Below are 25257 nucleotides of genomic sequence, written 5' to 3'. Positions count from 1 at the left end.
AATTGGGGTTCAGGTGACGGGGACGCCGACCAGTCCGGCGGCGAGCCCGAGCAGTGCGCACACCCCGAGGGTGCGCAGCACCGACCAACCCAGCCGGTAAATCATGAGTCCGGCGAGGATCCCGATCACGAGGGCGAGCGGCCGGAAGCTGCCCGGTTCGGGAATGAGCAGGTGGAACGGTCCGAAGTGCACGGGTGCGGTGTCGGCGAAGAGGGTGTGGACGGCGAAATACAGGGCCAGGTTCGCGATCACCCCGACCACCGAGGCGGTGATCCCGGACAGTGCCGCGGTCAGGTGGTGGTTGTGGCGGAGTCGTTCGACGTAGGGGGCGCCGAGGAAGATGAACACGAAGCACGGCACGAACGTCACCCAGGTGGTCAGCAGCGCCCCGAGGGTCGCCGCGGCCCAGGGGTCGAGGTCGCCGGGGTTGCGGTAGGCGCCGAGGAAGGCGACGAACTGCACCACCATGATCAGCGGGCCCGGGGTGGTCTCGGCCAGGCCGAGCCCGCGGACCATCTCGCCGGGGGTGAGCCAGCCGTAGGTTTCCACCGCCTTCTGTGCCACGTAGGCGAGGACGGCGTAGGCGCCGCCGAAGGTGACCAGCGCGGTGCCGGAGAAGAACATCCCCTGCTCGGTGAACACGCTGCCGCGGCCGGTGAACGCCACCACGGCCACCATCGGGATCGCCCACGCCAGCAACCCGGCACCGACGACCAGGATCGCGCGCCGCGCGCTGGGGGCGTCGGCATGCAGGGCGTCGTCGGCGATCAACGGAGGCAACTCGTCGGTGGTGTCGGGACGATCGGAGTTCTCGTTTCCGCCGTGTCGGCCGACGGCCCAGCCGGCGAGTCCGGCGACGGCGATGACGATCGGGAACGGGATGGCGAACAGGGCCAGGGCGAGGAACGCGGCGACGGCGATCACCCAGTGCGCCGGACGGGTGAGGGCCCGCTTCGCGACGCGGGTGACGGCCTGGACGACCACGGCGAGCACGGCCGGGGCGATGCCCGCGAAGACGGCAAGCACGACGGTGGTGGTGCCGAAGGCGACGTAGATCGCGGCCAGCCCGAGCATCGCGAGCATTCCGGGCAGCACGAACAGCACACCGGCGATCAGGCCGCCGAGGGTGCCGTTGAGCAACCAGCCGGTGTAGATCGCGAGCTGCTGGGCTTCGGGGCCGGGCAGCAGCATGCAGTAGTTCAGGGCGTGCAGGAACCGTTTCTGGCCGATCCACCGTTTCTCGTCGACGAGGGTGCGTTGCATGACCGCGATCTGCCCGGCCGGGCCGCCGAAGGTCTGCAGCGAGATGAGAAACCACGCCCGGGTGGCCTCCCGCAGCGGGATCAGGTTCCGCTGCCGGCTGGTGGGGGCGGTGTCGGTGCTGGGGTCGTGCCTGCTCACGTCGGCCTTTCGAACGAGTGACAAGCGTTCTCGCGGCCGGAGAAGGCTCGTCGTGGTAGGTCAGGAGGGTTCGCGGCCGGACAGCACGCGCTGGCGGTGGAATTCGTAGAGGCCGTCGAAGATGCTCGTCGCCACTGCCAGGGTGTCGTCGTCGGTGCCGGTCAGGGACAGTCCGCGCAGCACGGTGTCCAGGCCCGGCGCCTCGGGGGCGTCGTAGCGGCCGTCGTCGATGTCGGCTTCGTGGACGATCTCGGCGAGCACCCACAGCACCGGGTCGGTGAGTTCGTAGCGGCGCAGGATCGTCTCGAAGCTGCAGTCCCCGTGATGGTGTGACAATTCGGCGCCGCGCATGTCGAACGCGGTGGCATCGGTCGGCACGTCCGCGGGGTCGGTGACCCAGAGGAACTCGGCGTCCGGGTCGAGGTTGCGGCGGATCAGCCACGCGCAGGCGGCGCGGTCGATGTGGATCCCGGCGCGGGTCGCCCACCTCACCGCGGTACCTCCACCACTCCGGGTTGACCGGTGGCCAACTCTCGCAGAGCCGCCTCGGCCGCGTCGCGTTGCGGGGTGGGGTAAAAGGTGCGTTTGTCGATCTCCCGGAGCCGGCGCCGCAGTTGGGTGAGCTTTTTGCCGCGGACCGCGGCGTCTGCCAGGGCGCGCGCGGCGCCGGCGGCGCCGGCGAGGTCGTCGTACTCGGCCCCGCGGTCCGCCGACATTGTCGCCTGCATCCGCTCCTGCTGGGTTCGGGTGGTCGGGGACGCGGTCCATACCTCCGCCTGCCCGTGGGCCTCGACGATCTCCTCGGCCAGCCACTCGAACTGCTCCCGGGTCCGCGGGGCGGCGGGCAACACCACCACCCCGTCGGCGAGCTGAAACGCCCCGTACTTGCGGAGTTTGCGCCACACCGCGATCCGCGGCGTCGACGGCTCACGGGGGATGCGATACGCCAACATCACCCACTCGTCCCGCCGTTGCTCGGGCTTCGCCGCTCGATCCACAAACAGGATGTAACCACGGTTGCACTGGACTGTCCACCCGGTGCCCGACCCGGCTGGGTGCTCTGCCTGGACGCGGGCATGAAACCGTGGTTACAGTGGATGAGGATCGCCGGAACGCCTCTGTCGAGATCAGAAAAGGTGCACCGATGCCGCGGATTCGGCTGCTTCACGCGTGCGGATTCCTGACCCTGGTCGCCGCCCTGGTGCTGGAGACCTCCAGGGAACAGTCGGTGCAGAGGCCGGACCGGACCACCGACGCGGGCTGGTCGCCGGTCACCGAGGCGCTGGCGCGGACCGGCAAGTTCGGTGACGACGACACGATGTACCGGATTGCGTTGCCTCGCACTGATCTCGATGCAACGCCCGGAAGCTGAACCACCGTGCGCGTCAGTGAGACGGTGCGCGGGAGGCACACCAGGACCCGAACCCCGACCGAACGCCGAGGGCCTGCACGGCGGGTGTTGCTCGCGGGCGCTCTGGCTTTCGCCCTGATCGCCGGGTGCTCACGGGGCGCGCCGGTCGAGAGCGGGTCGCCTTTGCCGCTGGAGCCGATCGGGGAAATAGCGTTGCCGGGCAACGGGTCCCGCTTCGACTACGCAAGTATCGACCCCGGGCGGGGTCTGTTGTTCCTCGCGCACCTCGGCGCGAGTGAGGTCATCGAGGTCAATCTGCGCACCCGGCAGGTGGTGCGGACCATCCCGAACATCACCGAGGTGCACGGGGTGCTCGTCATCCCGGAGCTGCGCCGGGTCTACGCCACCGCGACCGGGGACAACCGGCTGGTCGTCCTCGACGAGGACAGCGGCGCCGTCCTCGCGACGGGCCCGACCGGGCGGTATCCGGACGGGATCGCCTACGACCCGACCCGCGGCGCGGTGTGGACCACCAACGAATCCGGCGGAACGGAAACCGTCCTCGACGCCGCCTCCGCCGCGGTCCGCGGCACCGTCGACCTCGGCGGCGAGGTCGGCAACGTCGCCTACGACCCGGTCGCCGACCAGATGTTGGTGGCCGTGCAGGGCCGAGACGATCTCGCCGCCATCGACCCGCAGACCCTGACCGTCACCCGTCGACTCCCGCTTCCCGGTTGCGAGAACGACCACGGCCTCGCCCTCGACCCGGCAGCCCGGGTCGCGTTCATCGGCTGCGACGGCAACGCAACCCTGATCACCGTCGACCTGACCACCTGGCAGCCCACCGGCACCGCTGCAGTCGGCGACCAGCCCGATGTCCTCGCCGACGATCCCGGCGCCTCCCGGTTGTATGTCGCCGCCGAATCGGGCACCGTCACTGTGTTCGACCACCAGGACCGCAATCTCACCGTGGCCGGGTCCGGGCACCTCGCCGACGACGCGCACGTCGTCGCGGTCGACCCCGGCACCCACCACAGCTATTTTCCCGTGCCCACCGGCGCGGACGGGCACCCCGCCCTCCTCGAACAGGCACCCCACAGCTGAGCCGGGAGCCACCGGCGGTCGTCGAAGGTCAGCAGAAGATCAACCACACCGCGGCGGCCGCACGCGCCACGATCAGCACGGTCGATGGACGGAGGGCGAACCGCGGACGCCACGTTGCACATCGGCTGGTCGGGCATCCGCTCGGACGCTACGGCAACCGCTGACAGTCGGGTGCACAACTGTCAGAACAAGTCTCGACAGGCCTTGCGCTGACAAGCACTGACACCGGCCGTGCGGGATACATAACGTTGGGGCACAGATCGGGGGAAGATTCCGAGTACCGCACTCGACAATCTTCGTACACCTGTTCGAGTCACGTCATTTACTCTTGAACAAACGTTTGTGCGAGCCTGGGGTCGACCTCGTCGACGCCCTGAATCAGCTTCACTCGGTCGGACAGAGGGACGTCGTAGTCAAGGGCCGTGTTGTACAGAGCTGTCAGCTCTTCCGCTGTCGGAAGCATTCCCGGTATGTCGGGCGGAGCTGACGCAGATGGCGCCGCTTCCACTCTCGCCGACTGGGATGATGACTTACCACCGTCAGAGCTGCAGGCACCCAGTAGTACCGCAGTCGTGACAACGATGCCAGCAGTCGGCATCGGGACAAACCGAAACGTCGTCGACGATCCTTCGCAGTGAGAGCACCTCGTTCATGTCCACCATGTCAGTTCGATGCTCGCCGAGGCCGAACGATTCGATTCCGCTGGACGATCCTCATCCGGGCTACCGAATGAAGGACCGCACCCACCGGGTGCGGTCCCGCAGACTAGTTGGACAGCCCGCACGTCCGTGGCCTGCGGACCCTTCTGGCCCTGGCCCACCTCGAACTCCACACGCTGGTTCTCATCGAGCGACTTGAAACCACTGCCCGAGATCTCCGAGTAGTGCACTAAGACGTCCGGGGTTCCGTCGTCGGGTTCGATGAAACCATCCGCCCGCTTTCGTCCACCCCGATGTGCGTCAACTCCGCACGGAGTTCGTCGACATGACCGCCGACATCACCGATGACAGCTATCCGCACGATTCACTCGCCCTGGCTCGGCGTTCCGATGCGGCTATCACGATCAGACCTCCTGGATGCGCACAAAGATCGAAAAAGTGCCCCTCACCCCATTGCGCAGATAGTCAGATTGTCTGACACTGTAGTGTGAGACGCACGCCACAGGAATCCACCGCCGACGAACCGCAGACAAACCATCGGTTAAACACCGACGCCCCCAGAACGACACGTTCGCGGTGTCCTGACCGAACTCGAGGAGATCAGTCCCATGTCCGCTGATGAGCTACCTGTCGAATATGGAGCCGCCGACAAACACCTGAAGAGATCCATCGGCCTCGTAGGCCTGATCGGTCTCTTCGTGAGCATCCAGGTCGGTTCCGGATGGCTCCTCGCCTGCCTCGCCGCGGTGTCCAAGGCAGGTCCGGCAGCAATCATCTCCTGGATTGTCGGCGCGTTGTTCTTCGCCGTGATCGGAGTGGCCTGGATGGAACTGGGCACGTCCATCCCCCGATCAGGCGGCGGCGTGCGGTACCCCCGCATGAGCCATGGCGCCTTCCTCAGCTGGACGAACGCCTGGGGATACATCATCTCGATGATCGCCCTACCGGTGATCGAGACAATGGCCGTCCTCACCTATTTGGGAGGCCACTGGCCGCAGCTGGGGTTCTTGAAAGAGGTCGACGGACAGAAGATGCTCGCATGGCCCAACGGCATTCTCGCCGGCTTCGGCGTGATGCTCGTCTTCCTCGCTCTCAACCTGTTCGGCGCCAAACTTCTGAGCGAATCGAACAAGATCGTCACAGTGTGGAAGCTGGTCGTCCCCACGATCACGTTCCTTCTGATGTTCACCGTATTCAAGATCGAAAACTTCACGCAGTACGGAGGATTCGACCCGATGGGCGTCGGAGCCATCTTCGGGGCAGTCTCCGGCGGCGGTATCGTGTTCGCCTACGCAGGTATCCGTCAGATCATCGACTTCGGCGGTGAGGTCATCAACCCCAAACGCAACATCCCGATCGCGATGATCGTCGGCGGCCTGATCTTCCCCCTGACGCTGTATTTATGCCTGCAGATCGCCTTTATCGGCGCGATCGACTGGCAGGACGCCGGAGTGACGCCCGGCGACTGGGCAGGCATGATCGAAAGCACATGGCAGGCCTCTCCGCTTCTGGACGCGGTGACCGCGGCCGGCTTTGCATGGTTCTCCCTGGTCCTGCTCAGCGACGCAGTGCTCTCACCCGCCGCCGCCGGCTGGGTAAACCTCGGCATCGGCGGTCGCATCGCGTACTCCATGTCCGTCAACGGCGAACTCCCGGGCGAAATGCAGCGGATCAACCGCTGGGGAGTCCCGTGGGTCGCCCTCGTCACCTGCACCGGTATCGGTTTTCTGCTGTTCCTTCCCGTTCCGAGCTGGTACGTCTTCGTCGGCATGGTCGCGACCGCGATGGTGCTGAACTACCTGATGGCCGGCCCCTGTGTGGCGGTATTCCGTCGGGTCGCCCCAGAACTGCCGCGCGCCCTCAACATCCCCTTCCTGAAGTTTTGGGTGGTCGCCGGATACGTGTGCAGCCTGCTGCTGATCTACTTCGCCGGATGGTCGACGTTGATCAACGTGATGACGGTCGTTATGTTCGGCCTGCCGATCTACCTGTCGTACACCAGCGTGCGCAGTGGCTGGACAACCAAGAACATCAGTGGCGCCCTCGCACTGGGGTGGACCCTGGCGTGGGTGTTCGTCGCGTTCGGCGGCGGCTGGATGTTCAAGGCGGGGAAGACAACCGAAAACCATTGGCCCATCGGGATCTACGCCGCGGCCTTCATCGGTCTGATCGGCGTGTTCATCGCCGCCATGTGGTTGATTAGCACAGAGGACGGTCGCCACCAGATCACGGCAGGGTTGTGGGTCTTCCCGGCTCTGGTGTTCACCACCTTCATCGCCTACTTCGGTGACGAAGGTCCCCAACCCGAGCTCACCTACGGCTCCGATGTCCTCATTGTGATCGTCCTCGGACTGGTCACATACGCATGGGCCGTGCGATCGGGATATCGCACCGACGAACTCGACCAAGTGGTCCGGCAACAACTCGAGATGGAAGAGTACGAGCGCGCGGCCGCGCACGCTGCCTAATCTCTTCACCCCGCCGCCGGCGACTCGACGATGCCGAGTCGCCGGCGGTCACGCACTGTCAATCGAGCCTTCGAGGCGCACTTCGACATCGCGTTCGCGCGGAACCAGTTCATCCCCGCAGATCCCCGCAGTGCGCCTTCACCGTCCACCACCAACTCATCGGAGCCAGCCGCTCGATCGCGACAAACTCGGTACGGCGCCCATACCCATCGGCAGGACCGAAGAACCTCGTGTGGCATTGATCGCCGACCACGACGCATCCCTCCGACCGCTCTACAGACGACAACGGACTTATCGAAACGAGCCCCTCGACGGACGTTCGCGTACCTCGAATCTCGCGAACCCATCGAGTGGTCCACACACCGAAGGGGGCGATGCCGATCCCGAATAGTCCTACCGCTCATACGCACCGCGAGGAAACCAGCGAGTGGGACTCGAACCGATCTCGGGGTGCACACCGATGTTTCGGCAGAAGGGCAGCCGCAATGCTAATTCGTCGCGATTTCACGGCATGCGGGCTCTCGCCTGATGATCTTGACGCGAGCAGTCGGCGTTTCCGGCCCGTTGTGCCAGCTCGCGACCGGGCGCGGGGGTGCGTGTTCGAGCTCGACATGCCGAGAACTGCTGCCACGACGCAGCATTGACATGTCCTACTTCTTCGTACATCGTTGCCAGCGAAGCCGGGCGAGCCGATTGCTCAGGCCCGCCTACCCCTCTTTGACTCGACCCGACTCTGAGCTCTCCACGCCTGGGGTGGCGAACCGATCCTCCGCGTGCGGGTTAGTCGAGTTCGTAGATCCGGCCCGTGTGAACACCTTCCACAGACTTCACGAACGCTCGCGCCACATCCGCGACCGGCACCGGTGCGAATCCCGGGAAATAGTCGCCGTACACGTCGAGGGCCTCGGTGACCACGGTCGGGCTGACAGCGTTGATGCGGATACCCCGCGGCAGTTCCGTCGCGGCCGCTCGCACGAACGATTCGAGCCCGCCGTTGACAGTCGATGCCACCGTCCCGGAACGGATGGGGTCGCGAGCGAGTACACCCGACACCAACGTGAAGGACCCACCGTCCGAGACGTGCGGCCGGCCCCGAAGCACCAGGTCGATCTGACCGACCAGCTTGTTGGCGATCCCTGCGCATACATGGTCGGCCGTCATCTCCTCGAACGGCGGGAAGGGCGTCGACCCCAGCACGCTCACTACCGCGTCCACAGGACCCGTGCGTTCGTACATGCGGTCGATCGAGACTCCGTCGCTGATGTCGACCTGAATTCCGCTAGACCGGGATGCCACGACAACGTCGTGTCGGGGACCGAGCGCGTCGACTACTGCCGCCCCGATTCGACCTGTACCGCCCACAACGAGAATTCGCATGACTTACTCCTGACATTCTTTGGTGAACAACTCCGGCCTGGCGTCCCCGACTCGTCAGTGGGGCTCGGCCATGGAGCGGATGTGCCGCGCGGCGACGGAGAGCGATGCGAGGTCGGAGACGGGTGTAGAGTCGATTTCGCTCAATGTCCGCCGCGCGCGGTCAATTCGTGCGTGGTTTCCTGTCTGCCACTGCTCGATTCGCATTTCCGGGGTATCGCCGGGGACCGCGCTGGTCAGAACGTCGCGAGTAACCAGTCGCACCGAACGGTAGAGGTCGTCACGCAGCGCGAGTCGGGCGAGGGTGTGCCACCGTTCGCCACGTGGGAGGGCGGAGATCCGGATCAGCCACTTGTCGACGCCGAGGTGATCGGACAGCGCGAAGTAGACCGGGGCGATCTCCGTGACATCGCGGCTCTGCTCCGCGGCCACGTCGACGATGTCGAGAAGGCTGAACCGGTAGAGCCCGTCCGCGACGCGCCGGGCCACCGATTCCTGCACCCCGGCCTCGCGGTATGCCTGGAAGGCCGCTTCCATCGCCCGACCCTCGGCTCCCCGCAACCAGTGTGCGACCGCCGCGGACTGGGTGTGCACCGTTGATCGGTAACGTGCGATCTCCTCGTCCACCGACAACGGCTGCTTCGGGTTGGCCAGGAACCATCGCGATCCACGGTCGAGCAGTCGGCGAGCCTCGACGACCAGCGCGTACTCGGTCGCCGGTGGCAGCTTCGCGGCCACGATGCCGGCCCACTGATCGGCGAGACCGAAAACCTCCGAGGTGATGACGAAGGCTCGCACCACGTCCGCGGGGCTGGCCCCGGTCTCCTCGCGCAGCCGGTGGGCGTAGGTCAGCCCACCACGGGCGAAGATCTCGTTGACCACCTCGGTCGCGAGAATCTCCCGACGCAGCGGGTGCTCGTCGACCGGCACGAGTGCACGCAGCGGCGCCGGGAAGTACGCGGCGAGTCGCGTAGTGAAATAGTCGTCGTCAAAGACATCAGACCCACCGAGCTCGGCCTTCAGATCGAGTTTCGCGTGCGCAAGCAGGGTCGCCAACTCCGGTGACGTCAGTCCCTGACCCGCCTCCGCCAACGCCGCGAACCCGTCAACAGACGGAAGAGCCTCCAGCTCTCGGTCCACTCCCCGATTCTCGACCAGGTCTGCGAGCATTCGCGCGTGGACGTCGATCATCCGGGACGCGTTCCAGCGGGCGTCGCCCAGGATCCGGTTCTGGGAGCGGTTGTTGGCGAGAACGAGCTCGGCGACGTCGTCGGTGAGCGAGGCCAGCACCTCGGCACGACGCTCCCCGTCGAGCTCGTGGTCCGAGGAGAGGACGTCGAGGAGGATCTTGATGTTGACCTCGCGGTCGGAGCAGTCGACGCCGGCGGAGTTGTCGAGGGCATCGGTGTTGATCCGGCCGCCACAGCGGGCGAACTCGATCCGGGCCAGCGGGGTGATCCCGAGGTTGCCGCCCTCGGTGACGACCCGAGCTCGCACGTGTGGCGCATCGATACGGACGGAATCATTTGCCTTGTCCCCCACCTCCGTGTGGGTCTCCGTCGAACTCTTGACGTAGGTGCCCACTCCGCCGTTGAACAACAAGTCCACCGGAGCGGCGAGGATGGCGCGGATCACCTCGGGCGGGGTCAGCGTCGTGACGGAGGAATCCAAGCCGAGTGCGGTGCGCATCTGCGGCGAGAGGGGAATCGCCTTGCTTTCGCGGGACCACACACCTCCGCCTGCGCTGATCACATCGCGGTCGTAATCGGCCCACGTCGAACGGGGCAGTTCGAACAACCGGCGCCGTTCCCGGTACGAGGATGCGGCATCGGGGCGGGGGTCGAGGAAGATGTGCCGGTGGTCGAAGGCGGCGACCAGGTGGATGTGCTCACTGAGGAGCATGCCGTTGCCGAATACGTCACCGCTCATATCGCCGATCCCGGCGACGGTGAATGCATCATGGTCGACATCGATACCGAGTTCGGCGAGGTGCCGGGTGACACTCACCCAAGCACCCTTGGCCGTGATGCCCATCTTCTTGTGGTCGTAACCGACCGAGCCACCGGAGGCGAACGCGTCACCGAGCCAGAACCCGTACTCGGCGGCGATGGCGTTCGCGACGTCCGAGAACGACGCGGTCCCCTTGTCGGCGGCCACCACCAGGTAGGAGTCGTCGCCGTCTCGGCACACCACTCCGTTCGGGTGGATCGGCTCTCCGGTCGCCGTGCGGTTGTCGGTGACATCGAGCAGCCCGGAAATGAACTGCCGATAACCGCCGACGCCCGACCGCGCCGGATTCTTCACTACGAAGCCGCCTTTCGCGCCGGCCGGGACGATCACGGCGTTCTTCACCGCCTGTGCCTTGACGAGTCCGAGGATTTCGGTGCGGTAGTCGTCGAGGCGGTCGGACCAGCGCAGGCCACCGCGGGCGACCAATCCGTAGCGCAGGTGCACACCTTCGATGTCGGGTGAGTACACGAAAATCTCGTACAGCGGGCGGGGGCGGGGAAGTTCGTCGATGTCCTCGGATCGCAGTTTCAGTGACAGCTGTGGTCGCTGCGAACCCAGAGCTTCGTCGCGGTAGAAGTTGGTGCGGGTAGTGGCGGAAATCAGGCTCACGTAGGCCCGGACGATGCGGTCGGCGTCGAGACCTTCGACCTCGTGGAGAAGCGAGTCGACCACAGCCGAACGCGTCTCGATCTCGCGCTGCCGGGAGTCTCCGTCCCGATCAGGGTCGAACTGGGCGTGGAACAGTGCCACGAGGGCGGCGGCGATGTCCGGCCGCGACAGCAGCACTGCCTCGATGCGTCCCTGCCCGTAGGGCAGCGCGGTCTGCCGCAGAAATCGGGCGTAGGCGCGCAGGAGCACGACCTCTCGCCAGTCCAGGCCGGCGGCGAGGACGAGGACGTTGAATCTGTCCGCCTCTGCGCGGCCCGCCCACAGTGCGCGCAGGGTGTCGAGGATCGCGTCGGTGCCGACCGCTCCGGTCGTCACTGCGGCGGACGGACCGGCCACCACCTTGAAGTCGTACAGTCGGCAGATCAGCCCGTCTGAGCGCCGGTACACCGAGCCTCGCTGATCGACCACCTCGAGGTCGAGGCTGCCGAGCAGACGCAACATCCGCTCGAGTGAGACTGTCGCGTCGCCGCTGTAGACCGTGATTTGTAGGTCCGAGCCGACCTGTTCCACCTGGAGGTCGACACCACCGGCGATCAAGCGGTCGAGAATCGACACGTCGGGAACTGGTGTTCGCTCCTCCTCCGCGACATAACCTTCCGGAATGCGAGCCGAGTACACAGACAGGGTCGAACTCATTCGATTCTCTCCATTGAGATCAAAAGGGAACAGTGGACGGATCGGTGCGGCATGCGATGGCGAGATCTATACGACAACCGTGGGCGGGACCCGGTACTAGAGGCCGACTAGCGAGAGCCGATGAATGTAGTGCAGCGGAAAGCAAGCCCTCCCTGTGGGCACCGTTGACCACAGGGAGGGCGATCTGGACATTCAGTTCGCGTGTGCGTCCGCGATGTCGAGGACCGTGTCGAGGATCGCGAGTCCTTCGCGGGCCTCGGCCGCGGTGACGGTGCACGGGGGCACGGTGTGGATGCGGTTGAAGTTGGCGAACGGCAGCATTCCTGCTGCCTTACATGCCGCGATCACCTCGTTCATCACCGGACTGGACGCGCCGTACGGCGCGAGCGGTTCCTTCGTGGCGCGGTCGGCGACGAGTTCGATCGCCCAGAACACGCCGAGTCCGCGGATTTCACCGATCGACGGGTGCCGGTCGGCGAGCCCGCGCAGTCCGGGACCGAGAATTTCGGCGCCGCTCCGGGCGGCGTTCTCGACGATCCGCTCGTCCTCCATCGCCGTGATCGTCGCGACGGCTGCGGCGGTGGCGAGCGGATGACCGGAGTAGGTGAGTCCGCCGGGGTACGGCCGGTTGGCGAACGTCGCCGCGATCTTCTCGCTGATTGCGACACCGCCGAGCGGGACGTAACCGGAGTTGACGCCCTTCGCGAACGTGATCAGGTCGGGGACGACATCGAAATGATCGATCGCGAACCACTTTCCGGTCCGACCGAACCCGGACATCACCTCGTCGGCGATGAACACGATGCCGTAACGGTCGCAGATCTCGCGGACGCCGGCCATGTAGCCGGGCGGGGGCACCATGATCCCCGCGGTCCCGGGAACCGATTCGAGCACGATCGCTGCGATCGAGTTGGGGCCCTCCAGCCGGATCAACTGGTCGAGGTGTTCGAGTGCGCGCTCGGTTTCCTGCTGCTCGTTCTCCGAGTGGAACTGCGAGCGGTACAGGAACGGGCCGTGGAAGTGGACGACCCCGCTGTTGCCGTAGTCGTTGGGCCACCGGCGCGGATCACCGGTGAGGTTGATCGCGGTGTCCGTGCCGCCGTGGTACGAGCGGTACCGCGAGAGCACCTTGTAGCGGCCGGTGTGCAGGCGCGCCATGCGCACCGCGTGCTCGTTGGCGTCCGCGCCGCCGTTGGTGAAGAACACCTTGTTCAGGTCGCCCGGGGTCCGCTCGGCGATGAGCCGTGCCGCTTCGGAGCGGGCGTCGTTCGCGTACTGCGGTGCGATGGTACACAACTTTGCGGCCTGCTCCTGAATGGCAGCAACGACTTTCGGATGCTGGTGCCCGATGTTCGTGTTGACGAGCTGGGAGGAGAAATCGAGCATCCGGTTCCCGGCGCCGTCCCACACGTACGAACCCTCGGACGCGAGGATCGTCATCGGGGTGATCTGCTCCTGCGCCGACCACGAATGGAACACGTGCGCGCGGTCGAGCGCGTACGCCCGCTCCCCCTCCACCCGGGCCGCGTCGAGGGGCTGACCGGTGGGCAGGAGTTCCTGCGAGACTGTCGTCGTCATGACCGTAGGTCCTTTCCTGCTCAGTTGTTCTGGGGGAAGCCGAGGTTGAGGCCGCCGTGGCTGGGGTCGAGCCAGCGGCTGGTGACGACCTTGCCGCGGGTGAAGAAGTGCACACCCTCGGTGCCGTGCGCGTGGGTGTCGCCGAACAGGGAGTTCTTCCAGCCGCCGAAGGAGTAGTAGGCGGTGGGGACGGGGATGGGGACGTTGATGCCGACCATGCCGACCTCGACCTCGTTCTGGAACCGGCGGGCCGCGCCGCCGTCGTTGGTGAAGATGGCGGTGCCGTTGCCGAACGGTCCGGAATTGATGAGTTCGAGTGCCTGCTCGTAGCTCTCGACCCGGATCACCGAGAGGACGGGTCCGAAGATTTCGTCGGTGTACACGCTCATGTCGGTGGTGACGTGGTCGATCAGGGTCGGTCCGAGCCAGAACCCGTCCGCCCCGCCGTCGGCCTGCACGGTGCGCCCGTCCACGACGATGGTGGCGCCGTCCTTCTCGCCGGCGTCGATGTAGGAGGCGACCTTGTCGCGGTGCACCTTCGTCACCAACGGACCCATGTCCGAATCGCGGGTGCCGTCGCCGATCTTCAACGTGTCGGTGCGCTCCTTGATCTTCGCGACCAACTCGTCGGCGATGTCGCCGACCGCGACGAGGGCGGAGATGGCCATGCAGCGTTCCCCGGCGGATCCGAAGCCGGCGTTGACCATGGCGTCGGCGGCCAGATCCAGGTCGGCGTCCGGCAGGACGATGGCGTGGTTCTTCGCCCCGCCGAGGGCCTGGACGCGTTTGCCGTGGGCGGTGCCGGTGGCGTACACGTACTGCGCGATCGGGGTGGACCCGACGAAGGAGATGGCCTTGATCGCCGGGTGGGTGAGCAGTTCGTCGACGGCGGTCTTGTCGCCTTGGAGGACGTTGAACACCCCGGCGGGCAGGCCGGCCTCGGCCCAGAGTTCGGCCATCCAGAGCGCGGCGGTGGGGTCCTTCTCGGACGGCTTGAGCACCACGGTGTTGCCGGCGGCGATGGCGACGGGGAAGAACCACATCGGGACCATGGCGGGGAAGTTGAACGGGGAGATGATCCCGACCGGCCCGACCGGCTGGCGGATCGAATGCACGTCCACGTTGGTGGACGCGTTCTCGGTCATGCCGCCCTTGAGCAGGTGCGCGATCCCACACGCGAATTCGACGACCTCCTGACCGCGGGACACCTCGCCCAACGCGTCGGAGACGACCTTGCCGTGCTCGGAGGTGATGATCTCCGCCAACTCGCCCTTGCGCTCGTTGAGCAGTTCCCGGAACTTGAAGATCACCTGGGTGCGCTTGGCGAGGGAGGTGTCCCGCCAGGCGGGGAACGCGGCGGCGGCGGCGTCGATGACGGCGCGGGCGTCCTCGACGCTGGCCAGCGCGACCTGGCCGGTGACCTCACCGGTCGCCGGGTTCGTCACCGGCGCACTGGCGCCGCTCGTGCCGGTAAAAGTCTTGTTGTCGAGCCAATGCGAGATCGTCCGGGCCGCGTCGTTGTGCGTCATGAATTCGAGTCCTTACCGAGTGAGCTGATCCGCGGGTACTCCGCGTGGAGGGCGATGACTTCACTCTGGCCCTCCGACAACCCCGAATGATCCGACGACCTGTAAGGATTTCACCCAGGTGTTTTACACTCGGTAAATGCAACCCACCATCGCCGACGTTCTCGCTCTTCCCGTCGTGCAGGCCGGGGAGCCAGAAATCATTGGCGGCGGCGACTCGCTCGACAAACCAGTTCGATGGGTTCACGTCAGCGACCTCACCGACCTCGCCGACCTGCTCTCCGGCGGTGAACTCGTCCTTACCACTGGGCAGCCACTCACTCACCACCCCGTCGCTTACCTCGAAGGGCTGGCCGCGGCGGGCGCTGCCGGACTCATCGTCGAACTGCGTGTGCACGTCGACACTCTGCCGACGGAGGTCACCGATGCCGCGGACCGCCTCGATCTGCCGGTCATCGCACTGCACCGTCAGATCCGGTTCGTCGAGGTCACCGAGGAAGTGCACCGATCGATCGTCGCGGAACAATACGACGAGGTCGCCTTCGCCCGGCACGCCCACGAGGTCTTCACCGACCTGAGCATGAGGCGAGCGACTCTGAGCGAGATCGTCGACGCCACCGCCGACATGCTGGACACCTCGATGGTCCTCGAAGACCTCAACAGGCAGGTACTCGCGTTCACAGCACGGGGCACCTCTGCATCAGCCCTGCTGGGCGACTGGGAACGCCGATCCCGGTTGACTCCGGTCGTGCAGCAGACGGCGATCGGCGGACCCCAGGCGTGGACGACGACACCCGTGGGACCGCATAGGCAGGAATGGGGTCGGCTCGTCGTCCCGTGCACTGTCGCGTCAGCAGGTCGGGCCCGGATGACTCTCGAGCGCGCCGCCCAGGCGCTCGCACTGCACCGGATGGTCGAACAGGACCGGACCGCGCTCGAGCAGCAGGCTCAGAGCGGACTTGTCGACGAACTCCGCCGTGGTCGGATTCCGGATGAAGCCGAGGCAACCGCACGTGCCCACGCCCTCGGCCTACGGCCCGGACTGACCTATCTGCCGATGACGGTCCGGACCAACGAGACCCCCAGCGCCGACCAAGTTCTCGCGCAGCGGCACCAGGTCCGCGTCCTCGACGCGGTCCGACATGCCGTGCACACCTCTCGGCAGACGGCACTCGCGGCCACCCCACGCACCGGCCGGATCGATCTGCTCCTCTCCCAGCCAGCGGCAACTACCATCACCGATGCTCTGCACACGGTCAGCTCCCAGATCCGCGCCGCCCTCGGTCGAATCGACGGGGTCGGCGACTGCACTATCGGTGTCGGGTCGGAATCCACCCGGTTGCTCGACGCCGCGCGGGGACTCGCCGAATCCGCACACGTCGCCGATGTCGCGCTGGCACTGCCTCCGGGGAACAAACCCTTTCATCGTGCCGCAGATATCCGGCTCCGGGGTCTCGTCGCACTGATCCGTACCGATCCGCGGGTCCAGGCGTTCGCGGAAACCGAGTTGAGAGGGATCCTCGAGCACCGGGCTTTGCACGGCGACGAGTCCTACGACATACTTCGCCAGTTTCTCGAACTCGGCGGCAACAAGACCGAACTCGCGAAACAACTGCACCTGTCCCGGCCGACGCTCTATTCCAAATTGGCGACGATCGAGCGGCTTCTCGGTGTCGACCTCGACGACGCCGAGTCCCGAACATCCCTCCACACGGCCGTCCTCATCGCCGACAGCGTCGCGAACCCACGCGCACATGGGCGTACAGACGATGGCGGGCCACCATCGTCTATAGGTGTTCAGTAGAGCAACAGACCACCCGGTCGCGCACCGACCGGGAAGACCCACCGAGGGGCTGTCAGGGTAACCGTGAAGCGGTCCGTCATCGTCACCGACAATTCTTGGCCCTGGATACTTCGGACAGAGCAGCCCAGCATCCATTTTGAGGTTACCTACCGCAAAAGAAGGTGTGCTGGTCGAGAACATCGGAAACGGATGAGCCGTCCGCCATACTGCGATCGTTGGCGGACGGCTCCCCGGTGAAGTGCTCGTCAGTTGCGTGAATGTCGGTTCGGTGCGTCTGACAAGCTGTGGGACCGCCCTCGGGGACGAGGCGGTGACCGCCGAAGGAACTGCCCTCATCCTGCCGACAGAACGTCGTTGGTCCGCCGGCGGAACGGTAGGTACCCGGTTGTCGAGCGGTAGAGACCGACCGGGCCGCGAAGGTAGTAGTAGCCGATGCGGTCCGCGTGTCTTCCGGACCTGTCGGATTCGTGAAAAGTGTTGTCGGAAGCGGGAAACGCGTGGTCGAGTTGCTCGGTGTGAAATCCGCTGCGGGCGGCCCGACCGCGGGCGTTGATGTTGATCCACCCAGCGAGGAAGACCGCCGAGATGCTCCAGCCCGGCTGGCTTACCGCCCCATCCGCGTGTCACCGACATGCACAAGCCGTAGATTCCAGAGTCCCCGGCTTCTCTTCAACTTGTGGTCGGGGCATCCTGGGATCCGGACGCGGTGATTGAAACCGGAAACTCCTCATTGAATTCTTCTCGAGATTCAGCCGCCCGCGACTTCCTGGTGTGAGGTTCGGCGGGCGACTGGGACCGATGTGTCCGGGGGTTGACCTCTGCGGAATCAGAGTCAACCCCTATCCCCGGTTGGTAACTGATCGGCGGGCTGTCGGTCAGGATCCGGTGAAGATGAGGTCGTGCCAGCCCTTGTGGGCGTCTCCGGTGATGTCGGACATCACGTGCTTGACGTTGGTGTACTCGTCGAACGAGTAGGTGGACATGTCCTTGCCGAATCCGGAGGCCTTGTAGCCGCCGTGCGGCATCTCGCTGATGATGGGGATGTGGTCATTGACCCACACGCAGCCCGCCTGGATCTCGCGGGTGGCTCGCTGCGCCCGGTACACGTTCGTCGACCACGCGGAGGCGGCGAGACCGTAGGGGGTGTCGTTGGCGAGGGCGATGGCCTCGTCGTCGGTGTCAAACGGGAGGCACACCAGGACGGGTCCGAAGATTTCCTGCTGGACGATCTCGGAGTCCTGGGCTGCATCGACGATCAGTGTGGGCTCGTAGTAGGCACCGGCCTGCGGTGCGTGTTCCGGGATGCGTCCGCCGCGAACGATTTTCGCTCCGGCGTCGCGGGCCCGCTCGACCATCGCGGCGACCTGATCGCGCTGCTTGATCGAGATCAGCGACCCCATGTCGGTGGCCATGTCGTGGGCCGGGCCGACCTTCACACTGTCCATCAGTGCGGCGACGCGCTGGACGAACTCGTCGTACAGGGGGCGCTGCACGTAGGCGCGGGTGGCGGCGGTGCAGTCCTGGCCGGCGTTGATCAGCGAACCGGCGACGGCGCCGCGGGCGGCCGCCTCGATGTCGGCGTCGTCGAACACGACAAACGGTGCCTTACCCCCGAGCTCGAGGTGGACACGCTTGACGCTGCCCGCCGCGGTCGCGGCGACCTGCTTGCCGACCGGGGTCGACCCGGTGAACGAGACCATGTCGACGTCGGGATGCTCGACCATGGCCTGCCCGGCGACCCGTCCGGCACCGGTGACGATGTTGATCACGCCGTCCGGGATCCCGGCTTCCTTGGCGGTTTCGGCGAATAGCAGTGAGGTAAGCGGAGTCAGCTCGGACGGCTTGAGGACGATGGTGTTGCCGGCGGCGACCGCGGGCAGGATCTTCCACGCCGCCATCTGCAGCGGGTAGTTCCACGGCGAGATCGATCCGATCACCCCGATCGGCTCGCGACGGATCGACGAGGTGTGATCGCCGGAGTACTCCCCGCTCGCCTTGCCCTCCAGATTGCGGGCGGTGGTGGCGAAGAACGTGACGTTGTCGATCACGCCGGGTATGTCGAAACCGTCGGCGAGTTTGATCGCCTTGCCGCCGTTGCGGCTTTCGAGGGCGGTCAGCTCCGTGCTGCGGGTGCGCAGGACCTCGGCCCAGCGCAGCATGATGTCCGACCGTTCGGCGGGGGTGGTGCGGGACCAGCCCGGGAACGCGGCGCGGGCAGCCGCGACGGCGGCGTCGACGTCTCCGGTGGTCGCGGCCAGTCCGGTGGTGATCGGCTCACCGGTGGACGGGTCGGTGATCGTCAGCTCCGTCTCGGAGCTGCCGTGCCGGCGCTTCCCGGCGATGAACTGCAGCTTCTCGTGGGTGGTCATCAATTCTCCAGATCGAGTTGGTCGAGTAGTTGCCGGGCGTTGTCGCCCTCGGTCTCCGGGCCCCACAGGTCGCCCAGGGTGTAGCCGCGCGGGAACGGGTCGTCCGCGTCGAGGACGTACTGGTTGAAGCCGGTGATCCAGCCGCGGCCGCTGACCGACGGCATCACCGCCCGGTGCGGTCCGATGTCGGTGATGTCGGTGAGGGTGCCGGTGAACGAGGTGCCGAGCAGGCTCTCGTGGACGAATTGCTCCCCGAGGGCCAGCTCGCCGCGGGCGTGTTTGGCGGCCATCCGCCCGCAGGTGCCCGTGCCGCACGGTGACCGGTCCAGTGCGCCGGTCCACGTCGTCGGATCGGCGAGGTCGACGGTGCCGTTCGGCAGGACGACGGTGTTGCGGCCGGAGACCCCCGGGGTCGGGGACGGGCCGTGGATCATCGTCAGTGCGACGTGGTCGATGTCCGGGTTGAACGGGTGCCGGACCGCGACATCGCGTTGCGCGACGGTGCGCAGCACCGCCCCTGCGCGGGCCAGGTCCTTCGCCGCGCCGGGCACCAGTTCGACCCCCAGGTCGGCGGCTTTGGCCTGCACGAAGAACTGTCCGCCGAAGACGATGTCCACCGGGACCGTGCCGTACTCGGGCAGCTCGAGCGGATGATCGATGGCTACGGCGAACGCGGGGACGTTGTCGAAGGTGACGCGCACGACCCGGCCGCCGGCGATGTCGGCGCGCACATGCACGACGCCGACGGCGGTGTCGACCTTCAGCTTCGTCACCGGCTCCTGCACCGGCAGGGTGCCGGTTTCCAGGAGCGCGGTGACGGCGCAGATGAGGTTGCTCCCGGACATCGGCCGGAATCCCCCTTGTTCGAGCACCACCATGCCGAAGTCGCTGTCCGGGTTGACCGGAGGCAGCACGAGGACCGCGCACAGTCCGGGATAGCCGCGCGGCTCGTGCAGCATCAGCAACCTCAGATCGTCGAGGTGCTCACGGCAGTACTGCAGCCGCTCCGCCATGGTGGCGCCTTTGACGTGCAGGTGGCTGCCGATCAGCACCCGTCCGGGCTCGCCGGCGGCGTGGACGTCGACGGCGTTGATGGTCTGCCTGGGGATCACGGTCTCGTCCTTCGGTTCTAGTTGTCGACGACGCTGACGCCGGCCGCGACGAGGAGGCGGCGGAACTCGTCCCGGTACTCCGGTGCCAACGGCAGCACCGGGCGGCGGGTCGGGCCCGCGTCCTGGCCGACGAGCTCGAGGCCGGTCTTGATAGCGCAAGCGTAGTTGTGCGATTCGAGGAATTCGCAGATCGGGAAGATCTTCGCCCACAGGTTCCGGGCGGCAACCAGATCGCCGCGGACGGCGAGCGCGTCGTAGAAGTCGGCGCACAGCTGCGGGATGACGCTCGCGGTTCCCCACACCGATGCCTTCGCGCCGGCGGCGAGTCCGGAAAACGAGAGGGTGTCCCAGCCGTTGAGGGCAGTGATGTCCGCAGCGTGGTTGTGCAGAATCGAGGCGAACTTCGGCGCGTCTCCACCGGTGTCCTTGAAGGAGTTGACCCGGGTCTTGCGGGCCAGTTCGGCGAACTGTGCCGGCGCCAGGTCCACCCCGGTGGCGGACGGGAGGTTGTAGTACATGATGTCGATGTCGACCGCGTCGGACACCGCACCGTAGTGTGCGAGCAGCTCGTCCCAGGACGGGGTGTCGTAGAACGGCGGGACGATCATCACCGCGGCTGCGCCGGCGTCGGCGGCGTGCTTGCTCAGTTCGATGGTTTCGGCGGTGCTCAACGCACCGGTGCCGGCGACGACGGGGACCCGGTCGGCGGCGGCCTCGATGTACAGCTCCGTCGCCTGCTTGCGTTCCGCGGTGGTCAGCGTGGTGAACTCACCCGTGCTGCCGCCGGGGACCAGGCCGTTGATGCCGCCGCCGATGATGTGCTCGACCTGCCGCTTGACACCGTCCGCGTCCACCCGGGAGGCGTCGGCGGTCAACGGGGTGACGACGGCGGCGAGGATGCCGCTGAACTGCTGCGTGCTCATGAATTGTCTCCTTGTTGGTCAGGGATGATCGAGTCGCCGATGATCGAGACGACTTCTTCTGCGCTGCTTCGGATGTGCCGGGCCACTTCGGCCCGGATGATGTCGGGGTCCCCCAACTCGATGACCTCGACCAACCGCGCGTGCATGGCGAGATCGCGGTCGGGGTCGTACCGGGTGGCCTGGTCTACCGTCATGGCCATGCGGATCTGCGCCGCCACGAGAGGCCAGATCTTGATCAGCATCTCGTTGCCCGATGCCAGCCACAGGGTGCGGTGGAACTCGAGGTGCGTCAGGTCGGACGCCACCACGTCGCCGGAGGCGATCGCCGTTCGGTGATCCTCGAGTGCACACCGGAGGGTGTCGAGTCCGCCGCGGGAGAAGTCGGCGGCCAGCCGTAGCGCCGCCGTGGTTTCCAGCGAGACCCGGACCTCGGCGAGATCGAGCAACGCGTGCGGGCTGGTCTGCGCCAACCGAATCCCCTTGTACGGCTCCTGGATCAGGGTGCCCTCGTGAATCAGCACGTGTACTGCTTCCCGCAGGGTGGGCCTGCTGACGCCGAGTGCGGCGGCGAGTTCGACTTCCTTGATCCGTTGCCCCGGTTGTAGCTCGCCCGTCAACAGGGCCCGGCGGATCGAGTCGGCCACTTCCTCTCGGCGGGTGCCGCTGCTGACCGGTTGCAAACCCCGGACAATGCTCGTGACGGCGCCCTGCTGTGCGTTCGTCATGGCAACGATTCCCCTTCTCCGAGAGTCTGCGGCGGTAGGTCGATCAGGCGCCGCGGCGGGCGCGGCGGGTGAGGAACCGGTTGGGAGAGATGTCGGCAGCGATCTCGGGAACCCGCTGGTTCACAATGGATTCGGTGATGATCTCGGCAGTGCCCGGGGCCAGGGTGAGACCCAGCATGCCGTGACCGGAGGCGATGTAGGCGTTGTCGAGGTTGCCGAACTTGCCGACGATCGGCAGGCCGTCGGGGGTCATCGGCCGCAGCCCGGCCCACGGCGCCGCCGCTCCGGGCGGGTTGTCCCAGCCGACGAAATTCTCCGCGGCGGCGCGCTGGATCGCCTCGACCCGGGTCTTGTTCACGCTCTCCTCGAAGCCGCCGAACTCCATGGTTCCGGCGAGCCGGACCATGCCGTCGAGTGGGGTGACCGCGACGCGGGCGTCCTCGAGCGTGAGGGAGGTGTTCAGCTTGATCGGTGCGGGGCTGTAGTCGACGCTGTAGCCCTTTCCGGGGCGGATTGGCATCGGGGCGCCGAGTTCCTTCGACAACGGACCGCTCCACACGCCGGCCGCCAGCAGCAAGGCGTCGCCGTCGATCTGCTCGCCGGCGTCGGTGACCACACCGGTCACCGTGGTGCCGTTGCGCAGGAACCGTCCCACCTTGGTGTTCTCGCGGATCTGCACCCCGAGCTCCTCGCAGCGCTTGACCAGCGCACGGGTGAGGGAGTCGGGTTCGAGCTGGCGGTCGTCGGCGAAGAACAGACCGTGCTTGATCTTCGACGCCAGGGCCGGCTCGGTCTCCTGCACGCCGTCGCGGTCCAGGTGGGTCGGGTGCATGCCGAAACCCTCGAAGATCGGCAGGGAACCGCAGTGCTCTTCGTACCGCTCCCGGGTCTCGAACGCCAGCAGCACACCGGCCTTGTGCATCTCGAACTCGATGCCGTCCTTGGTGTATTCGTCGAGCAGGTCGTTCGCGTCGGCGGCCAGGCGCAGGTGTGTCTCGAGCCCGAAACGGAAGTCCCGAGCGTTACAGTGCCGCGCCATCGTCAGCATGAACTTGAGGAAATCCGGTGCCACCGAGGGCTTCACGTACAGCGGGCTGTCCGGCTTGAGCATCCACCGCAGTCCCTGGAGGATCACGCCGGGCGCCGGGACCGGACCGCTCTCGGCGAGCGCGATCTTCGCGGCGTTGCCGTGTGTCGCGGCCGAACCCGCCGTGCGGGCTTCCAGTACGACGACCTCGCAGCCGGCCTTGGCGAGCCGGTAGGCGCTCGCCAAGGCAACGACGCCACCTCCGACAACAACGATTCGCATGATGTCTCGAACCTCCTGATTGCGCTGATTCAGCGGGTATTGATGCAACCGGCGGTTGCGGCGAATTGCTTGCAGTTTGTCTGACAATCTGCGCTTGTGATGGGCAACACTAAGCACTTGTGCGGCCCATGTCAACGGGTGGCCGGAAGCAGACCGTCACTGGGGCAGACCCCGTGCGGCTCGGACCGCTCCGGGACTCACCGGAGGCGGGCACCCGCGATTGTCAGGCAATATGCATAATGGGTCTAGGAAGCGTTCACTCGACCAAGGCGGATCATGGCGAAGTCACCGGCCACGGCCGACAGCGCGAGGGCCACACCGAGCGGCGGCGCAGCACTGCTGCCGGTCGCCTCGACGACCCGCCGCGACGGCGTCATCGCCGAGATCAAGCGGGGGATTGTCCTCGGCACCCTGCAGCCCGGCGAGAAGCTCACCGAGGCGCAGCTGTCCTCGTCGCTGAGCGTGAGCCGGCCGACCGTCCGTGAAGCACTCAACCAACTGGCACAGGAAGGGTTGATCGTCCAGGAGCCGTACCGCGGCCTGCGGGTGGCGTCGCTCGACGCCAAGGCGCTCGTCGACATCGCCGAGGCGCGCGTCGCGATCGACATGCAGGCGATGACCGCGATCCTCGCCGATGCCTCCGGACGCCGCCTCGCCGTTGTAATGGACAGCTGGCGCGAGTACGCGCGTCTCGCCTTCGACCCGGACCCTCTCGTCCAGCACGACGCCCATCTGCGATTCCACCGCAGCATCTGGGCGGCGTCGGAGAACTACCTGCTACTGAAGCTGTGGCCGGTCACCGAGGCGCACATCACGATCGCGCTCGCACAGGACCAGTTCACCCGGTCCGACCCCCAGCGCGCCTTCGAGGTCCACGAACGTCTGGTCGAGGCCATCCAGACTCGCAACCTGGACAAGATCCGGGCGGCCTTCGTCGCGCACACCATCGACAGCGCCGAAGAACTCGTCGCCTTGATGGCGGCCGCCGAGAGCTCGGACTGAATCTCCAGGCTCATCCCGTGGCTGCGGCGGCGGAGATAACCCGGAATTAACAAACCGTCGGCCCGACGCACAACGGCACGGTCCGTCGGGATATCCCCCAGCTCAGCAGTCCTCGGCGGCGATACTTTGTTTCCTCCAGGTGACGCCACTTCGCCGACGCCACGGCAATCTTCGTAGAACTATTGCGCTCCGTTTGGTTGTCTGACAATCTTACGCAGAAGGAAATGCGGCGTGGGTCACATTCTGCGCCAACTTCCGCACCATCCGAGCGATGGGGACACGCACTTCGAACGCGACCCGCCTCGTCGAACTCGGAATTCGGTCACAGGGCCGCCGCATCACACGGCGCCTGCACCCCTGCATACGAAGAGGGCACCTCATGCAAAAAAGCACCAACAGAGTTCTCGCCGTCGCCGGCATCTGCGTCGTCGCCGCGGCCTCCGGCTACTTCGGGGCCGGCCTGAGCAGCGGATCGGAGTCCGGCGGCACCGGAGGCCCACAGGGTTCGTTCATCGACGACATCAAGCAGCGCGGGGAACTGCGGGTCGGCGTGGCAGTTGCCCCGCCGATGACCGTGCAGGGATCCGACGGATCGCTCGGGGGCCCGAACCTCATTCCACTGCAGGATCTGGCCGATCAGCTCGGGGTGGAGTTGAAGCCGGTGGCGGCCGAGTGGAAGAACATCGTCGCCGGCCTCCAGGCCGATCGCTACGACTTCGCCGCCAACCTCGACTACACCGTCGAACGTTCGCTGGCCATCCAGTTCACCGACCCCGTTTACGAGTACCAGGGCGTGTACGTGGTGAAGGCGGACTCGCCGCACACCACCGCCGAGCAGATCAGGTCCGACGGCGGCGCCGTCGTCACCGCACAGGGCTCGGCACCCGAAAAGGCCGTTCAAGCAACAGGCTTGACCGTCATGCCGGTCGACAACTACTCCAACGCCATCTCCGCCGTCCAGGCCGGGCGGGTGATCGCCGAGTTCACCGACCTGCCGACCGCCGAAGCGCAGACACTCGCCGACCCCGGCCTGAAGATCGTCGTCCCCGACCCGGCGATCTACTCCGCGTCGGCCGCATACGGGATCCCCGCCGACACCGACGCGCGCTCGCTGCAGATCGTGAACATCGCCATCGAACGCGCCCGGGAGAGTGGACAACTCACCCGCGCCTACTCGGACGTCAACTACCGCGAGATCGACAATCTCGGCGATCTGGTCAAGAAGTAGGGACGGCTG

At 66.4% G+C, this 25257-nt stretch carries 18 protein-coding genes and 1 pseudogene; 6 read left to right on the top strand and 13 right to left on the bottom strand.

From position 1 onward, the window contains the following. Positions 1-9: 9 nt before the first annotated feature. Genes chrA through H0B43_RS19230 form a run of 3 tightly spaced genes read right to left on the bottom strand, consistent with a single transcriptional unit; the run spans position 10 to position 2399 of the window. A complete protein-coding gene (chrA, locus tag H0B43_RS19240; protein WP_185726475.1) occupies positions 10-1401 on the bottom strand; it encodes a chromate efflux transporter in 1392 nt (463 codons plus the stop codon). Between the two features lie 60 nt (positions 1402-1461). Beyond that, the gene (locus tag H0B43_RS19235; protein WP_185726476.1) at positions 1462-1893 is read right to left on the bottom strand and encodes a chromate resistance protein ChrB domain-containing protein; all 432 of its coding nucleotides are present in this window, start codon (positions 1891-1893) and stop codon (positions 1462-1464) included. After that, the gene (locus H0B43_RS19230) at positions 1890-2399 is read right to left on the bottom strand and encodes a Chromate resistance protein ChrB (protein WP_312033701.1); all 510 of its coding nucleotides are present in this window, start codon (positions 2397-2399) and stop codon (positions 1890-1892) included. Before H0B43_RS19230 ends, H0B43_RS19235 begins: the two co-directional genes overlap by 4 nt. 146 nt (positions 2400-2545) lie before the next feature. Here H0B43_RS19230 and H0B43_RS19225 point away from each other — a divergent pair, with 146 nt between their 5' ends. Together H0B43_RS19225 and H0B43_RS19220 are read left to right on the top strand one after the other, a co-directional pair. Then, positions 2546-2773: a hypothetical protein gene (locus H0B43_RS19225; protein ID WP_185726477.1), complete on the top strand. Its 228-nt coding sequence runs from the start codon at positions 2546-2548 to the stop codon at positions 2771-2773. A 24-nt stretch (positions 2774-2797) separates the two neighbouring features. After that, the gene (locus tag H0B43_RS19220) at positions 2798-3856 is read left to right on the top strand and encodes a YncE family protein (protein ID WP_397517511.1); all 1059 of its coding nucleotides are present in this window, start codon (positions 2798-2800) and stop codon (positions 3854-3856) included. Between the two features lie 772 nt (positions 3857-4628). Here H0B43_RS19220 and H0B43_RS19215 read toward each other — a convergent pair. Continuing rightward, a pseudogene (locus tag H0B43_RS19215) lies at positions 4629-4784 on the bottom strand (cold-shock protein); the annotation flags it as partial. Between the two features lie 339 nt (positions 4785-5123). Here H0B43_RS19215 and H0B43_RS19210 point away from each other — a divergent pair. Continuing rightward, positions 5124-6983, top strand: coding sequence for an APC family permease (locus H0B43_RS19210; protein ID WP_185726478.1), 1860 nt, complete (start codon positions 5124-5126; stop codon positions 6981-6983). Between the two features lie 780 nt (positions 6984-7763). Here H0B43_RS19210 and H0B43_RS19205 read toward each other — a convergent pair. The 4 genes from H0B43_RS19205 to H0B43_RS19190 all read right to left on the bottom strand — a co-directional run bounded on the left by H0B43_RS19205 (position 7764) and on the right by H0B43_RS19190 (position 14779). Beyond that, on the bottom strand, positions 7764-8360 hold the full coding sequence (locus H0B43_RS19205) for a short chain dehydrogenase (RefSeq protein WP_185726479.1): 597 nt from the start codon (positions 8358-8360) through the stop codon (positions 7764-7766). Between the two features lie 54 nt (positions 8361-8414). Continuing rightward, positions 8415-11672: an NAD-glutamate dehydrogenase domain-containing protein gene (locus H0B43_RS19200; protein WP_185726480.1), complete on the bottom strand. Its 3258-nt coding sequence runs from the start codon at positions 11670-11672 to the stop codon at positions 8415-8417. A 192-nt stretch (positions 11673-11864) separates the two neighbouring features. Further along, positions 11865-13250 carry an aspartate aminotransferase family protein gene (locus H0B43_RS19195; RefSeq protein WP_185726481.1) on the bottom strand — a complete coding sequence of 462 codons (1386 nt, stop codon included), beginning with the start codon at positions 13248-13250 and terminating at the stop codon, positions 11865-11867. A 20-nt stretch (positions 13251-13270) separates the two neighbouring features. Continuing rightward, positions 13271-14779, bottom strand: a complete 1509-nt coding sequence (locus H0B43_RS19190; protein ID WP_185726482.1) for a CoA-acylating methylmalonate-semialdehyde dehydrogenase — start codon at positions 14777-14779, stop codon at positions 13271-13273. 136 nt (positions 14780-14915) lie between these two features. Between H0B43_RS19190 and H0B43_RS19185 the strand changes: the two genes are divergently transcribed. Continuing rightward, on the top strand, positions 14916-16580 hold the full coding sequence (locus H0B43_RS19185; RefSeq protein ID WP_185726483.1) for a PucR family transcriptional regulator: 1665 nt from the start codon (positions 14916-14918) through the stop codon (positions 16578-16580). 875 nt (positions 16581-17455) lie between these two features. Here the strand turns inward: H0B43_RS19185 and H0B43_RS19180 are convergent. From H0B43_RS19180 to H0B43_RS19160, 5 genes are read right to left on the bottom strand one after another with little or no spacing between them, the layout of a single operon-like run. After that, positions 17456-18949, bottom strand: coding sequence for a gamma-aminobutyraldehyde dehydrogenase (locus tag H0B43_RS19180; RefSeq protein WP_185726484.1), 1494 nt, complete (start codon positions 18947-18949; stop codon positions 17456-17458). Further along, the gene (locus tag H0B43_RS19175) at positions 18949-20061 is read right to left on the bottom strand and encodes a proline racemase family protein (RefSeq protein WP_185726485.1); all 1113 of its coding nucleotides are present in this window, start codon (positions 20059-20061) and stop codon (positions 18949-18951) included. The genes H0B43_RS19180 and H0B43_RS19175 overlap by 1 nt, the downstream gene beginning before the upstream one ends. Positions 20062-20078: 17 nt before the next feature. After that, a complete protein-coding gene (locus H0B43_RS19170) occupies positions 20079-20984 on the bottom strand; it encodes a dihydrodipicolinate synthase family protein (RefSeq protein ID WP_185726486.1) in 906 nt (301 codons plus the stop codon). Continuing rightward, complete coding sequence (locus H0B43_RS19165) at positions 20981-21709, bottom strand: GntR family transcriptional regulator (protein ID WP_185726487.1); 729 nt, start codon at positions 21707-21709, stop codon at positions 20981-20983. Before H0B43_RS19165 ends, H0B43_RS19170 begins: the two co-directional genes overlap by 4 nt. A gap of 43 nt (positions 21710-21752) precedes the next feature. Continuing rightward, a complete protein-coding gene (locus tag H0B43_RS19160; protein ID WP_185726488.1) occupies positions 21753-23018 on the bottom strand; it encodes an FAD-binding oxidoreductase in 1266 nt (421 codons plus the stop codon). A gap of 276 nt (positions 23019-23294) precedes the next feature. Here H0B43_RS19160 and H0B43_RS19155 point away from each other — a divergent pair, with 276 nt between their 5' ends. Then, positions 23295-24020 carry a GntR family transcriptional regulator gene (locus H0B43_RS19155; protein WP_185726489.1) on the top strand — a complete coding sequence of 242 codons (726 nt, stop codon included), beginning with the start codon at positions 23295-23297 and terminating at the stop codon, positions 24018-24020. A 379-nt stretch (positions 24021-24399) separates the two neighbouring features. After that, positions 24400-25248 carry an ABC transporter substrate-binding protein gene (locus H0B43_RS19150; protein ID WP_185726490.1) on the top strand — a complete coding sequence of 283 codons (849 nt, stop codon included), beginning with the start codon at positions 24400-24402 and terminating at the stop codon, positions 25246-25248. Positions 25249-25257: the final 9 nt, after the last annotated feature.

Source organism: Rhodococcus sp. 4CII (assembly GCF_014256275.1).
GTDB classification, from domain to species: domain Bacteria; phylum Actinomycetota; class Actinomycetes; order Mycobacteriales; family Mycobacteriaceae; genus Rhodococcus_F; species Rhodococcus_F wratislaviensis_A.
Note: the sequence above shows the minus strand (reverse complement) of the source record. Positions and strands in the feature narration are given on the sequence as shown.

What these genes read in the sequence shown, in the direction of transcription:
- H0B43_RS19200 (WP_185726480.1), bottom strand. Translation starts at nt 11,672, where the DNA reads ATGAGTTCGACCCTGTCTGTGTACTCGGCTCGCATTCCGGAAGGTTAT.
- H0B43_RS19160 (WP_185726488.1), bottom strand. Translation starts at nt 23,018, where the DNA reads ATGCGAATCGTTGTTGTCGGAGGTGGCGTCGTTGCCTTGGCGAGCGCC.
- H0B43_RS19155 (WP_185726489.1), top strand. Translation starts at nt 23,295, where the DNA reads ATGGCGAAGTCACCGGCCACGGCCGACAGCGCGAGGGCCACACCGAGC.
- H0B43_RS19185 (WP_185726483.1), top strand. Translation starts at nt 14,916, where the DNA reads ATGCAACCCACCATCGCCGACGTTCTCGCTCTTCCCGTCGTGCAGGCC.
- H0B43_RS19150 (WP_185726490.1), top strand. Translation starts at nt 24,400, where the DNA reads ATGCAAAAAAGCACCAACAGAGTTCTCGCCGTCGCCGGCATCTGCGTC.
- H0B43_RS19180 (WP_185726484.1), bottom strand. Translation starts at nt 18,949, where the DNA reads ATGACCACCCACGAGAAGCTGCAGTTCATCGCCGGGAAGCGCCGGCAC.
- H0B43_RS19170 (WP_185726486.1), bottom strand. Translation starts at nt 20,984, where the DNA reads ATGAGCACGCAGCAGTTCAGCGGCATCCTCGCCGCCGTCGTCACCCCG.
- H0B43_RS19190 (WP_185726482.1), bottom strand. Translation starts at nt 14,779, where the DNA reads ATGACGCACAACGACGCGGCCCGGACGATCTCGCATTGGCTCGACAAC.
- H0B43_RS19195 (WP_185726481.1), bottom strand. Translation starts at nt 13,250, where the DNA reads ATGACGACGACAGTCTCGCAGGAACTCCTGCCCACCGGTCAGCCCCTC.
- H0B43_RS19205 (WP_185726479.1), bottom strand. Translation starts at nt 8,360, where the DNA reads ATGCGAATTCTCGTTGTGGGCGGTACAGGTCGAATCGGGGCGGCAGTA.
- H0B43_RS19225 (WP_185726477.1), top strand. Translation starts at nt 2,546, where the DNA reads ATGCCGCGGATTCGGCTGCTTCACGCGTGCGGATTCCTGACCCTGGTC.
- H0B43_RS19165 (WP_185726487.1), bottom strand. Translation starts at nt 21,709, where the DNA reads ATGACGAACGCACAGCAGGGCGCCGTCACGAGCATTGTCCGGGGTTTG.
- H0B43_RS19210 (WP_185726478.1), top strand. Translation starts at nt 5,124, where the DNA reads ATGTCCGCTGATGAGCTACCTGTCGAATATGGAGCCGCCGACAAACAC.